Genomic DNA, 12909 nt, shown 5'->3' with positions numbered 1-12909 from the left:
CCCGTGGGGAGGACTGGCCATTAAAACCATCTTTGTCCAGGGCCCCGTACCGGGGTTCAGACTCTTCCTGATCATACTGGTATCGGCAGCGTTAATCGTTGCCGATGCTCGTTTTGACAAGCTCTCATCGGTGCGCAGTACCATTGCCACCGGTCTTGCCCCCGTGTACTGGCTGGGCAATGCCCCCTACGAATTCAGCGACTGGTTTTCCGGTCTTTTCGTGTCTAAAGAAGACCTCCAGCAGGAAAACGAAGACCTCCGCGCGCGCCTGCTCATCCTCGAGCGTCGTGCCCTCAAGTACGCGGCACTGGCCTCCGAAAATAACGAACTGCGCCGGCTGATGAATTCCTCGGAAGTGCTGGATGATCGAGTCATTGTTGGCGAAGTGGTGGGCGTGTCGCCCGACCCCTTCTCCCATGAAATCATTATCAACAAGGGCCTGAGTGACGGCGTCAATCCGGGTCAGGCGATCCTTGATGCCCAGGGTCTGATGGGGCAGGTGGTGCAGGCGAGCCAGATCACCTCCAGGGTGTTGCTGGTCTCCGATAGCAGCCACGCGGTGCCGGTGGAAGTGGTCCGCAACGGCCTGAGGGCGGTCCTGCTGGGTACCGGCAATCCGGAATCCCTGGAACTGGTGCATGTGCCGGACACTGCCGATATCCGCGAGGGCGACCTGCTGGTCAGTTCGGGCCTCGGTGGTCGCTTCCCCCGGGGATATCCGGTGGCCGAAGTGTCACGAATCAACAAGGAGCCGGGCGAGCCGTTTGTTTCCATCCAGGCCACCCCCAAGGCGGAGCTGAACCAGAGCCGCCTGGTCCTGGCGGTTTTCCCGCCCGAGACCAGTGAGCCGGAAGAAACCGCCGACCAGGCTCCTGAATCCGGGGAGGACAGCTGATGTTGTCGGTAATCAGTTATCCGGTCTTCGTGCTATCCGTGGTGCTGGCTCTGGTGCTGAGCATCTCCCTGTTCCCGGTGGGCTGGTTCGAGTTCCGTCCCGAGTGGCTGGGTCTGGTGGTGTTTTACTGGACCTTCCGGGCCCCCGCCCAGTTCGGCATTCTCCTGGCCTGGTTTCTGGGGCTGCTGCTGGATGTGCTCGAAGCGACCCCCCTGGGCGTGAATGCCCTGGCCATGGGCCTGATTGCCTTCCTGGTGCTGACCATCCACCAGCGCCTGCGTATGTACCCCATGCCCCAGCAATGTCTGATGGTGTTCCTGTTGCTGGGTATCAACCAGATGCTGGTGCATTTCATCAAGCAGCTGCTCGGGGCCGAAGGGGATTCCGGGTTCGGTTACCTCTGGCCGGCCGCGACCAGTGCCTTGATCTGGCCGGTGGTCTGTGTACTCCTTGATAACATAAACCGGAAACTGGGTTAGCGATGTCGCACCTCATTCTTGCCTCCGCCTCACCGCGCCGGGCGGAACTGCTGAAGCAGATCGGGCTGGACTTCACAACCCGGCCGGCCGATGTGGACGAAACCCCGGAACCGGCCGAGTCGGCCGAAGCCTACGTCGAGCGTCTGGCCAGGGAAAAAGCCCTGGCGGTGGCCGCGGAGCACCCGGAGGCACTGGTTATTGGTTCCGATACGTCGGTGGTCCTCGGCGGAGAGATCCTGGGTAAGCCGGTGAACCGGACTGATGCCTGCGCCACCCTGGCGCGGCTCTCGGGCGAGGTTCATCAGGTGATGACCGCAGTGGCGCTGGCACACCGCGGGCAGTGCCGATCCTGCCTGGTGGTCACTGATGTACAGTTCCGGAAACTTGGCGGGGACGAGATCAACGCCTATGTTGCCAGTGGGGAGCCCATGGACAAGGCCGGAAGTTATGGAATCCAGGGTCTTGGTGGTATTTTTGTGAAGGAACTCAGGGGAAGTTACAGCGCCGTGGTCGGACTGCCGTTGCAGCAGACCGCCGAACTTCTGGCCCAGGCCGGCTTCCCGGTATGGACGAACTGGCCAAGCAGTCTGGAGAGCCAAGAATGAGTGAAGAAATCCTGATCAACGTTACGCCGGTGGAAACCCGGGTCGCCCTGGTGGAAAACGGCATGTTGCAGGAGGCCTACATCGAGCGCACCAGCCGCAAGGGCATCGTGGGCAACATCTACAAGGGCAAGGTTGTCCGCGTGCTGCCGGGCATGGAGGCCGCGTTCGTCGATATTGGCCTGGAACGCGCCGCCTTTATCCACGCCTCGGATGTGATCACCGGCCAGTCCGGAGCAGAGGAACTGACCGAAGGTCCTAAAACTGTCCCGGATATCCGTACCCTGCTGCGGGAAGGCCAGTCCCTGGTGGTGCAGGTAACCAAGGACCCCATTGGCACCAAGGGCGCCCGCCTCACCACCCAGTTGTCGATTCCGTCCCGGTACCTGGTGTTCATGCCGGGCGTCAGTCACATTGGTATCTCCCAGCGCATCGAAGACGACAACGAGCGGGAACGGCTCAAGACCCTGCTCGAGGAAGCCTCTTCAGAAAGCACCGATGTGAAGGGCGGGTACATCATCCGGACCGCTGCCGAGGCAGCCCCGGCCGAGGACCTGATCGGTGACATGAAATACCTGCACCGGCTGAGCCAGTCCATCCAGGAGCGCATCGCCAAGGTCCAGGCCCCGGCGGTGGTGTACCAGGATCTGCCACTGTTTATCCGCACCATCCGCGACCTGGTTCGGCCCCAGACCGAGAAGGTCCGGATCGACAGCCGGGAGAGCTACCAGCGGGTGATGGAGTTCGTCCGGGAGTTCGTCACCGAGTTCGCGGACATGGTGGAGTACTACCCGGGTGAGCGTCCGATCTTCGATCTGTACTCGGTGGAGGATGAGATCCAGAAGGCCCTGAGCCGCAAGGTTCAGCTCAAATCCGGCGGTTACGTCATCATCGACCAGACCGAGGCGATGACCACCATCGATATCAACACCGGTGCGTTCGTGGGCCACCGGAACCTGGAAGAAACTATCTTCAAGACCAACCTGGAAGCGGCCCGGGCGATCAGCCGTCAGCTGCGGCTGCGCAACCTCGGTGGCATCATCATCATCGACTTCATCGACATGGAGGATTCCGAGCACCAGCGCCAGGTCCACCGTATGCTGGAGAAGATGCTGGAACGGGATCACGCCAAGACCAAGATCACCGGCGTGTCCGAACTGGGTCTGGTGGAAATGACCCGCAAACGCACCACCGAAAGCCTGGGCCAGGTACTGTGCGAACCCTGCCCGGTGTGTGACGGCCGGGGCTTCCTGAAAACCGCGGAGACCGTCTGTTACGAGATCTTCCGGGAAATCCTCCGGGTCAACCGGGCCTACGATGCCGAGAGTTACCTGGTGATGGCCTCCCAGAAGGTGGTGGATCGGTTGCTGGACGAAGAGTCCGACAACGTGGCCGACCTTGAGACCTTCATTGCCAAGACCATCCGCTTCCAGGTGGAGCCTTTCTACAGCCAGGAGCAGTACGATGTTGTCCTGCTCTGATACCCGCGCAGGTTACCGGCCCGGGGAGTAACGAAATCCATGTCCTCAGCCGATCACGGGCCGCCGCTGTCGGACCTGCCCCCCGAAAGCCGGCCGGTACGCCTCGCCGCACGGCTGTCGAGCCTGGTGTGGTGGTCCCTGCTGGCGGTGCTACTGCTGTTCGCGCTGTACGCGGGCATCGGACGGCAACTGACCCAGAATATTGACAGCTTCCGGGACGACCTCGAACTCGAACTCTCGGCGCGCACCGGCAAGCAGGTGGAGATCGGTGGCCTCGATGCCCGCTGGAACTGGCTGGATCCGACCGTGCTGGCGCGGGATATCGACATCATCGAACCCGGCACCGGTGACTATGTCGCCCGCCTGCAACACCTCCGGATCCGTCTGGACTTCCTATCCTCCCTGTTCCGCTTCCGTGTGATCTTCGAAGCCTTCGAGGCCGATGGTCTGGAGTTGACCCTCAATCAGACCCCCGATGGCGAGGTTGGTGTCGAGGGTGCCGAGTTGCCGGCACCCGCCCGGAACCAGTTCCAGGAATGGCTTGATCTGGCGGGGCGCTGGCTGTCCGATCCCTACGTCAAACTCACCCGCGTCAATCTGGCGATCCGGGACAACCAGGGCCAGTTGCGTCATCTCGAGATTCCCCAGCTGGATCTGGTCTACCATCGCGGGTTGTTCCGGGCCTCGGGGCGAGCCATGCAGCCGGGCACCACACAGCAACTGGCCAGCTTCAGCCTGGTCGGGCGGCACTTCTTCCGTGGTGACTTCACCGGCCAGCTATACCTGGATGTCGCTTCCGGCCGGCTGTTCGATGGCCTGATTGATGACTACCAGTGGCGAACCCTGCGGGTGGAGGGCTTTGATCTTGGCGGGCAGCTCTGGCTGACCTTCCGGGACGGCCTGTTACAGCAGGCAAGTGGCTCGGTTCAGACGCCCTATCTGCAACTGGGTGCGGGCAGCGAGTCGTTGGCGCCGATTGAGAACATCAGTGCCCGTTTCGGCTGGCGCCGGGCGGAGAACGGCGGAAACGCTGTGGTTTCACGGGGAGAACTCCACCTGCAGGAACTCCAGTGGACCTGGGATGAGGTCACGGTGCCGCCGTTCAGTGTGCGCTTGATGCCCCGGGAGGGCGGGGATGTCGAAGTGGTGGCGGATGCACTGCCCCTCGGGCCCCTGCGTCATTTGCTTGCGGTCCTGCCCCTGCTGCCTGAGCGAGCGGGTCGTGCGTTGCAGAATTATCGTCCGGCAGGTTATCTGGATCGGGCGCATCTGAGGCTTCCGGCCCGGGAGCTGGCGGAATTCGAGCTCACCGGCGTGCTTCGTGACGTCCGGGTCCAGGCCCACGGCGGCGCGCCCGGCGCCTCCGGTCTTAATGGCCGGATCTCCCTGCGCCGTAATTCCGGTTCCGTGGAGCTGGTACCCTCCGGAGAGTCAGTCAGCCTCGGCTTTCCCCGGCTGTTCCTCGACGACTGGTCATTCCGGGAAGTTAAGGGCACGGTCGCCTGGCTGCTGGACGGTCCCATCACCCGGGTGTATTCAGACAATATCCGCATGGGCTATGGCGACAACACCACCCTGACCGGCGCCTTTGATCTGCGCATGGACCGTGAGGGTGAAGACAACCTGGGCCTGCGCATCGGAATCGAGGACGGGCGAGCCGGGATGCTGGCAGATTTCGTGCCGGCAAAGGTAGTGAACCCGGGCCTGTATGAATGGCTGACCACGGCGATCACCGAAGCGCGGATCACCGAGGGTGTCTACTATGGCCATGGCCAGATCGGCCGCGATGCGCCCCGGGGGGCGTTCGTCTCATCCATGTGGTACACCTTCGAGGACGCGACGGTGCGTTACGACGAACGCTGGCCGGAAGTGACGTCGGCGCGGGGCAGGGTGGATATCCACAACGGCAACACCGACGTTCAGCTGGAATCTGGACGGACCGGCGGTCTGGAACTCCGCCCAAGCCGGGTGAAGGTGATTCCCGGTGAGGGCACCCGGCTCTATGTGGATGCCGCCGCCCGTGTACCCGGCGATGCCGTACCCTTCTGGATGGACAACAGCCCGCTGGGCGAGATGGCCGGGGCCGAAGCGCGCAGCCTGGAGTACGGAGGTGACTACGACCTGAACCTGGATCTCGAGTTGCCCCTGGGCGACGGGGGCGAGCCGGTGGTCCAGGCCCGGGTTCAGACGTCCAATGGCTCGGTGCGTTATCCCGGCGCCGATCTGAGCTGGACGGAGCTCTCGGGCGATCTCACCTATCATACCGTCGATGGCTTCTCCGGCGGCCCCATCCAGGCCCGGTTCTTTGGTGACCCGGTTGCGGTCAGCCTCAGTGTCGGAGCAGAGGGCCAGGGTCTTGCCATTCGCCAGGATGGTCAGCTCACGGTGCCGGAGGTCTTCCGCCAGGCCGGTCTGGAGAGTGACAGCGGATTCGGCCTCAACGGTACCCTGGATTATTCCGCTGCGTTGACGGTCGGGGCCGATACCACATCCGGTATCCAGGTACGTTCCAATCTCGAGGGGCTTGAGGTGGACTGGCCGGAACCACTGGCCAAGAGCGCCGAGGAACAGGCGCCGCTCGAGGCGACCATTGACCCGAGGGCGGAAGAGGGGCTGCGGATCGCGGGCAGCTGGGAGAACCGGATGGGCTTTGATTTCCTCTGGCACGACACCGGTTTTGACCTGACCCTGGGCCACCTTTACCTGGGATCCCATACCCTCAGGAATATCACGATCAATGCGCTTGAACTGGAGGATCGCTGGGTCGTCAGCACCCGTTCCGAGCGGGCGGTGGGCCGGGTCGTGCTTCCGGACAGCGACGAGCCGGTCAAGGCCGATTTTGAGGTGCTAAGACTGGTCCGCGACGATGAACAACGGGAAGCCCAGCCTGAATTGCTGACCCTTGAAGAGCAACTGGAAGCGTTTCGGGCGCTGGATATGGGCAGCTGGCCGGACATCGATGTCAGCATTGCCGACCTTCAGCTCAACGATGAGAGTCTGGGCACCTGGACTTTCTTTCTGCGCCCGGAGCCATTTCAGCTCAAGGTCAACGACATCGAGGGCCGCCTGAACTCCCTGACTCTGTTGGGGGAAATGACCTGGAGCATCGCTGCTGACCGGGAAGTCAGCCGCTTTGCCGGCTCGGTCACGGGGGGTGCCCTGACCGACCTGAACCAGTTGTTCGGCACCGAAATTCCGCTGGAAAACCAGCAGACCAATATCGAGCTGGATCTGGACTGGCCCGGCCGGCCGGATGATTTCTCTATGCGGGAGGTGAGTGGAACCGTCAGCCTGCGGCTGGACGAAGGCATCATCCTGGAGCAGAACAACACCGCCCAGGTGTTCCGTATTTTTAACCTGCTCAATACGGACACCCTCTGGCGACGCCTGCAACTGGATTTCTCGGATCTTTACGAACGCGGTGTGGCGTTCGACGCCATTTCAGGCAAGGCCCGGATCACCAATGGTCTGGTGACCATGAATCCGGAACTGCAGATTGTCGGTCCCTCGGGCGCGTTCAAACTCAGCGGCAACACGGACTTGTCCGAGGAAACCCTGGATATGCGGCTGGTGGTCGTGTTACCGCTCACCCAGAACCTGCCGCTGGCAGCCCTGCTGATGGGGGCCGGCGCGCCAATCGGCGGTGCGCTGTTCGTACTGGACAAGGTTCTCGGCGACCCGTTGAGTAAACTGACCAGTGCCACCTATAGTGTTACCGGGACCTGGGATAATCCCGAGGTAGACCTGCGCCGGGTCTTCGACACCGGCGAATAGTGCGAGTGGAGAAGGATTTTATGAGCACACAGACAAAACAGCGGGTAGCCGCGATTCAGATGGTGAGCACGAGGGACATCGAGGCGAACCTGCGGGAAGCGGAGCACTTGCTGGCCGAAGCCGCCCGGCAGGGGGCGAAAGTGGCGGTGCTGCCGGAGAACTTCGCGGTGCTGTCCACCGCCGATATGATCGACTGTGGTCGCACCGAGGCTGGCGAAAAGCCGGTGATCCGGGAATTCCTGTCAGCCCAGGCCCGGAAACTCGGAATCTGGATTGTGGGTGGTTCCCTGCCGCTGGCACAGAGACCGGATGGTACCGAAATCGGGGATCGGGTGCGGGCCACCTGCCTGGTGTATGACGACCAGGGCCAGGAAGTGGGCCGTTACGACAAGATCCATCTCTTCGACGCCAAAGTGGACGATGCACACGGCCAGTACCGGGAATCGGACACCTTTGAGCCCGGGGAGCAGGTGATGACCGTGGATACGCCGGTGGGCAAGCTCGGGATGGCCATCTGCTACGACCTGCGCTTCCCGGAGCTGTTCAGGCTCTTGCGGGAGCAGGGTGCTGACTGGGTCTGCCTGCCAAGCGCCTTTACCTGGCAAACCGGCGATGCCCACTGGCACGCCCTGATCCGCGCCAGGGCCATCGAAAACCAGGTCTGGGTCGTCGCCCCCGGCCAGGGCGGCCAGAACAGCGAACGCCGCCGCACCTACGGCCACACCCTTATCTGCGACCCCTGGGGCAAAATTATCGCGGAACGCGAAGAAGACGGCCCCGGAGTGATTACCGCCGAGCTGGACCTGGAGCGACTGAAGCAGGTGAGGGCAAACATGCCGGTGTGGGAACACCGGCGGCTGGTTTAACTCAGAGGGCTAACGCCGGGGTCTGATGAACTCGTTCATCTGACCCCATTTTGGCGTCTGATTCCGACTCAGGGGTCTGATGAAAACCTTCATCTGACCCCTTGTTCAGGCCAAACTCCGGGATCGCATCTAAAAACGGGGTCAGAAGAAAGCGTTCTTCAGACCCCTTGGCGGGATGACCCCGACTTCTTCCTGGCTCAGGGGTCTGATGAACTCGTTCATCTGACCCCATCTTGGCGTCTGATCCCGAAGCTGCATCTGAAAACGGGGTCAGAAGAAGGCGTTCTTCAGACCCCTAGGGGGGGAGGATGACCCCAATTTCTCCCTATTCAACCTCGTCAATACACTCCCGCAAATACCGAAACAGCTTCTTCGCCTGCCCGGTATTCTTCTCCTTCTCGGCATCCCGCTTCGCATTCCGTGCCAGGTTGCGCAGGTGCTGGATATCCGCCGACGGGCAGTAGTCAATAAACTCGCCAACCGCCGAATCCCCCTCGGCCACCATCCGGTCACGCCAGCGCTCGGCCAGGTGATGGCGGCGGGTATGCTCGGCGCTGCCGGAATCAAAAGCATCCAGGCCACGTTCGATGGCTTCCGGGTCTTCCTCGTTACGCATGACCTTGCCGATGTAATGCAGGTGCCGCCGGCGTGCCTCATGCTTGCGGATTCGCCGGGATTCAACGATGGCCGCTTTCAGGGTATCGCTGATGGGCAGGCTGTTGAGCTGCTCGTCACTCAGGTCCAGCATGCGCTTGCCCACTTCCTGCAGGGCATGCATTTCCCGCTTGATCTGGGATTTGCTGGGACCGAGGTCTTCCTGGAATTCGTCGTCGTGTTGATCTGTCATAGTTGCTACCTAAAGCCTAAGTCGGGGTCAGATGAACGCTTTCATCTGACCCCATTTTCAATCCTGACTCCGGGGCGTGCGTGAAGAAGGGGTCAGAAGAAGGCTTTCTTCAGACCCCGAGTTCGCGGCCACCTCAGGGGTTAGATGAAGGCTTTCATCAGACCCCATATTCGCGCCCACCTCAGGGGTCTGATGAACTTGTTCATCTGACCCCATGTTCAGTTGCAACGCTCACGCATAAAAAATCGTCGCCAGCCCCAGAAACGCCATAAACCCCACCACATCCGTCACCGTGGTGAGAATCACGCTTCCGGCCAGTGCCGGATCAATGTTCCGGGACTTGAGAAACAGCGGCAGCATGGTGCCAACAAACGCCGCGGCCACAAGGTTGATGACCAGGGCAGCGGCGATAATGCCGCCGATCAGCAGGTCCTGGAACCAGGCCGCTGCGGCTGTGGCCACCACCAGGGCCCAGAACAGCCCGTTGAGTGCGCCGACAAAAAATTCCCGATTCAGCAGCCATCGCACGTTGGCGCCGCTGATCTGGCCCACCGCCATGCCGCGGATCACCAGCGTGAGGGTCTGGCTGCCGGCAATGCCGCCCATGCTGGCGACGATGGGCATGAGCACCGCCAGGGCGACCACCTTGCTGATGGTGGCTTCGAACAGACCGATCACCCCTGAGGCGATGAATGCGGTAATCAGGTTGATTCCCAGCCATACCGCCCGGCGGCGGGTGGTTTTCCACACCGGGGCGAAGGTGTCTTCGTCCTCGTCCAGACCGGCCATGCTCATCAGCGAATGATCGGCATCTTCCCGGATAACGTCGACCACGTCATCGATGGTGATGCGCCCCAGCAGTCGGCCTTCCTCGTTGACCACCGGCGCCGAGATCAGGTCGTAGCGCTCGAACATGGTCGCTACCTTGGTGTCGGATAGGGTCACGGGAATGGGTTCGACTTCGGTGTCCATGACTTCCCGCACGGTCGCCGCGGGGTTGGACACCAGGATTCGGGTGATCGGCAGCACGCCGATAAAATCATCCCTCCGGCTGACCACGATCAGGCTGTCAGTCATCGGCGGCAGGTTGCGGTGCCGGCGCAGGTAACGGAGCACAACGTCGATACTGATGTCCGGGCGCACCGTGATGGTGTCCGTGTTCATCAGACCGCCGGCGGTGTCCTCCGGGTAGGACAGTACTTCCTCGACCCGGAGACGGTCCTGCTCGTCCATGGTGTCCAGGACTTCCTGGATCACTGTATCCGGCAGCTGCTGCAGCAAGTCGGCGAGGTCGTCCGACTCGAAATCCTCGATGATGTCCGCCAGTTCCTGGGCGTTCAGCTGACTCAGGAAGTAGCTACGGATGTCATCGCTGAGGTACTGGAGGACTTCACCCTCCAGGTCCTTCTCCACCAGATTCCAGAGCAGGGCCCGCTGGCGGGGAGGGGAGGATTCCAGAAGGTGGGCGATATCACTGGGGCTCAGGCCGCCATTGAGGATGCGGGAAACCTGCTTGAGGGCACCACTATCCAGCGCCTCACTCAGTGAGCGCAAACGCTGCTTGGCCTGGCTTTTTTCCAGAATATCGGTCATGGATCACCTGCTTGCTGAAAACGCCTTTATTATAGCGGAGTTAGGCGTTACAGGTGAGTGAAAACGGGGTTAAATCCCCAGGGGTCTGAAGAACACTTTCTTCTGACCCCATTTTCAGGTCTGGCGCGGAGGATTAGTCGCAACCCCAGGGGTCTGAAGAAGGCTTTCTTCTGACCCCATTTTCAGGCCTGGCGCGGAGGATTAGTCGAACTCGGGGTCAGAAGAAGGCTTTCTTCAGACCCCTGTGCATCCAGACCCCTGTGCATCCAGACCCCTGTGCATCCAGACCCCTGTGCATCGGCCCCTCATTCCCCCTCACCGAAGTAGTCATCAATCAACGCCACCAGCGCATCAACCGCCTCTTCCTCATCCGGTCCCTCGGCAATCAGTTCCACCTCGGTACCCTGGCTGGCGGCGAGCATCATCACCTGCATGATGTTCTTGGCGTCCACCTCGCGGCCGTTGCGGGCAATCCGGACCTGGCTATCGAACTCGGAGGCGGTGGCCACCAGTTTGGCGGTGGCGCGGGCGTGCAGGCCGAGTTTGTTAATGATGGTGACGGGGCGGCGGATCATGGTGGTTCAGGTCTCCCCCCGGGCTTGCAGGTGGGGCAGCTCGGTGTGGCGCACCTGCACGTTGTTGTAGTGTTCGCGGAAATGCTTGCCCAGTTGCTCGCAGATATACACGGAGCGGTGCTGGCCGCCGGTGCAGCCGATGGAAATGGTCATGTAGCTGCGGTTGCTTTCGGCAAAGCCGGGCAGCCAGGTGTCCAGGAAGGCGATCAGGTCATCGACCATCTTTCGACTGGCCGGCTCCCGCTCCAGGAAATCGATCACCGGCTGGTCGGTACCCACGTACTTGCGCAGGCTCGTGTCCCAGTAGGGATTGGGCAGGCATCGGACATCGAATACGTAATCGGAGTCCAGCGGAACCCCGTGCTTGAAACCGAAGGACTGAAACAACAGGGCCAGCTCCTGCTCCTTGCGGCCCACCACCCGTTGCTTGACCTGGTCCCGCAGCTCGTACATCGACATGCCGGTGGTGTTGATATAGAGGTCGGCAAGCTTGGACAGCGGCTCCAGCAGTTTCTTCTCGCTGGTGATGGCCTCGCGCAGGGAGGTCCTGTCGTCACTCAGGGGGTGCTTCCGGCGGGTGGCATGGAAACGCTGGAGCAGGGACTGTTCGTCGGCGTCCAGGAAAATGATTTCCACGGTAATGCCGGTTTCCTGGAGCTGGCTGTAGATATCCTCGAAATTGGCGAGCTCCCCGGACAGGTTCCGGGCATCAATGCTCACGGCCATCTTGTTCAGCCGGCCCGGGGTTGCCTGCGCGGCCGCTTCCCGGGTTAACGGAAACAGCAACCCGATGGGAAGATTGTCGATGCAGTAGAAGCCCAAGTCTTCCAGTACATGCAGTGCGGTACTCTTGCCTGAGCCTGATCTGCCACTCACGATGATCAACTTCATGCCCAGTGTGCCTCCGGTACAGTAGGGGTCAGCCGTTAGCGGCTGTCATGCGTTCGTACAGGGTCCTGGCATCCTCGCACTCGCGCAGCCTGTTGCAGAAGGAGCGCTCATTGAATTTCTCGGCCAGCTGGCTCAGCAGCTCCAGGTGTTCGCTGGTCGCCTCCTTGGGCACGATCAGGGCAAACACCAGGTCCACGGGCTGGTTATCGATGGCATCGAACTCGACGCTCTCATCCAGCGTCATCAGCACACCGATCACCCGGTCCAGGCCTTCCAGGCGGCAGTGGGGGATGGCAATCCCCTGGCCGATTCCGGTGCTTCCGAGCCGCTCCCGTGCGATCAGGTTGTTGAAGATCTCGGTGTCGCTGAGGGTTTCATCCTGCTGGTGGATCTTTTCAGCGATGAACTCCAGAACCCGCTTCTTGCTTGATGCCGGCACCCGGCAGAGGGTCAGCTCCGGTACAAGGATGTTGTCTATGGTCAGGGATGTGTCGCTCATGGATCGACTGCATTTCCGTAAAAAAAAGGCTGCGACACCCGAAGTGCCGCAGCGCCATTGGATTCCAGCATGGAGACGGACTGTTAACGTTGTCCGTTACCGTGCATCCGGTCTACGTTCTTTTCCTTGTACTTGAGAACCTGACGATCCAGCTTGTCGATCAGGGCATCGATCGCTGCGTACATGTCCTCGTTCTCGGCCTTTGCATGAATTTCACCGCCACCCGCTACATGCAGAGTCCCCTCCGCAATCTGGCGCACCTTTTCGACTTCCAGGGTCACCTGACAGTTGGAAATGTGGTCAAAGTGGCGCTCCAGCTTGTTGAACTTCTCGGTGACATAATCCTTGAGGGAGGGAGTCAGTTCTACGTGATGGCCTGAAATATTGAGTTGCATAGGCGTCTCCTG

12 protein-coding genes are annotated in these 12909 nt (G+C 61.2%); 6 read left to right on the top strand and 6 right to left on the bottom strand.

The features are described from left to right. Positions 1–28: 28 nt before the first annotated feature. The 6 genes from mreC to BM254_RS07270 are packed head-to-tail and all read left to right on the top strand — an operon-like array spanning position 29 to position 8097. Entirely contained in the window at positions 29–895 is an 867-nt protein-coding gene (gene mreC / locus BM254_RS07295) for a rod shape-determining protein MreC (protein ID WP_092000992.1), read from the top strand. Continuing rightward, on the top strand, positions 895–1374 hold the full coding sequence (gene mreD, locus BM254_RS07290; protein ID WP_092000989.1) for a rod shape-determining protein MreD: 480 nt from the start codon (positions 895–897) through the stop codon (positions 1372–1374). The genes mreC and mreD overlap by 1 nt, the downstream gene beginning before the upstream one ends. Before the next feature lie 2 nt (positions 1375–1376). After that, positions 1377–1979, top strand: coding sequence for a Maf family protein (locus tag BM254_RS07285; RefSeq protein ID WP_092000986.1), 603 nt, complete (start codon positions 1377–1379; stop codon positions 1977–1979). Beyond that, entirely contained in the window at positions 1976–3457 is a 1482-nt protein-coding gene (rng, locus tag BM254_RS07280) for a ribonuclease G (protein WP_092000983.1), read from the top strand. The genes BM254_RS07285 and rng overlap by 4 nt, the downstream gene beginning before the upstream one ends. Positions 3458–3496: 39 nt before the next feature. Then, complete coding sequence (locus tag BM254_RS07275) at positions 3497–7231, top strand: YhdP family phospholipid transporter (protein ID WP_092000980.1); 3735 nt, start codon at positions 3497–3499, stop codon at positions 7229–7231. Positions 7232–7251: 20 nt separating this feature from the next. Then, positions 7252–8097, top strand: coding sequence for a carbon-nitrogen hydrolase family protein (locus BM254_RS07270; RefSeq protein ID WP_092000977.1), 846 nt, complete (start codon positions 7252–7254; stop codon positions 8095–8097). 325 nt (positions 8098–8422) lie between these two features. Here the strand turns inward: BM254_RS07270 and yjgA are convergent, their stop codons facing one another. The 6 genes from yjgA to hpf all read right to left on the bottom strand — a co-directional run bounded on the left by yjgA (position 8423) and on the right by hpf (position 12897). Continuing rightward, entirely contained in the window at positions 8423–8944 is a 522-nt protein-coding gene (gene yjgA, locus BM254_RS07265) for a ribosome biogenesis factor YjgA (RefSeq protein WP_092000973.1), read from the bottom strand. A gap of 231 nt (positions 8945–9175) precedes the next feature. Beyond that, positions 9176–10537 (bottom strand): magnesium transporter, encoded by a 1362-nt coding sequence (mgtE, locus tag BM254_RS07260; protein WP_092000971.1) that lies wholly within the window; start codon positions 10535–10537, stop codon positions 9176–9178. Positions 10538–10842: 305 nt separating this feature from the next. Then, positions 10843–11112: an HPr family phosphocarrier protein gene (locus BM254_RS07255; RefSeq protein WP_092000968.1), complete on the bottom strand. Its 270-nt coding sequence runs from the start codon at positions 11110–11112 to the stop codon at positions 10843–10845. 6 nt (positions 11113–11118) lie between these two features. Continuing rightward, on the bottom strand, positions 11119–12003 hold the full coding sequence (rapZ, locus tag BM254_RS07250) for an RNase adapter RapZ (RefSeq protein ID WP_092000954.1): 885 nt from the start codon (positions 12001–12003) through the stop codon (positions 11119–11121). 28 nt (positions 12004–12031) lie between these two features. Next, complete coding sequence (ptsN, locus tag BM254_RS07245) at positions 12032–12502, bottom strand: PTS IIA-like nitrogen regulatory protein PtsN (RefSeq protein ID WP_092000951.1); 471 nt, start codon at positions 12500–12502, stop codon at positions 12032–12034. Positions 12503–12585: 83 nt separating this feature from the next. Beyond that, a complete protein-coding gene (gene hpf, locus BM254_RS07240) occupies positions 12586–12897 on the bottom strand; it encodes a ribosome hibernation promoting factor (RefSeq protein WP_092000948.1) in 312 nt (103 codons plus the stop codon). Between the last annotated feature and the right edge of the window lie 12 nt (positions 12898–12909).

This window comes from Marinobacter pelagius (assembly GCF_900114925.1).
In the GTDB taxonomy this organism is placed as follows: domain Bacteria; phylum Pseudomonadota; class Gammaproteobacteria; order Pseudomonadales; family Oleiphilaceae; genus Marinobacter; species Marinobacter pelagius.
Note: the sequence above shows the minus strand (reverse complement) of the source record. Positions and strands in the feature narration are given on the sequence as shown.

Excerpts from the sequence above, each read along its gene's own strand:
- BM254_RS07275 (WP_092000980.1), top strand. The coding sequence starts at position 3,497 with ATGTCCTCAGCCGATCACGGGCCGCCGCTGTCGGACCTGCCCCCCGAA.
- ptsN (WP_092000951.1), bottom strand. The coding sequence starts at position 12,502 with ATGAGCGACACATCCCTGACCATAGACAACATCCTTGTACCGGAGCTG.
- BM254_RS07270 (WP_092000977.1), top strand. The coding sequence starts at position 7,252 with ATGAGCACACAGACAAAACAGCGGGTAGCCGCGATTCAGATGGTGAGC.
- hpf (WP_092000948.1), bottom strand. The coding sequence starts at position 12,897 with ATGCAACTCAATATTTCAGGCCATCACGTAGAACTGACTCCCTCCCTC.
- rapZ (WP_092000954.1), bottom strand. The coding sequence starts at position 12,003 with ATGAAGTTGATCATCGTGAGTGGCAGATCAGGCTCAGGCAAGAGTACC.
- BM254_RS07285 (WP_092000986.1), top strand. The coding sequence starts at position 1,377 with ATGTCGCACCTCATTCTTGCCTCCGCCTCACCGCGCCGGGCGGAACTG.
- mreD (WP_092000989.1), top strand. The coding sequence starts at position 895 with ATGTTGTCGGTAATCAGTTATCCGGTCTTCGTGCTATCCGTGGTGCTG.
- BM254_RS07255 (WP_092000968.1), bottom strand. The coding sequence starts at position 11,112 with ATGATCCGCCGCCCCGTCACCATCATTAACAAACTCGGCCTGCACGCC.
- rng (WP_092000983.1), top strand. The coding sequence starts at position 1,976 with ATGAGTGAAGAAATCCTGATCAACGTTACGCCGGTGGAAACCCGGGTC.
- yjgA (WP_092000973.1), bottom strand. The coding sequence starts at position 8,944 with ATGACAGATCAACACGACGACGAATTCCAGGAAGACCTCGGTCCCAGC.
- mgtE (WP_092000971.1), bottom strand. The coding sequence starts at position 10,537 with ATGACCGATATTCTGGAAAAAAGCCAGGCCAAGCAGCGTTTGCGCTCA.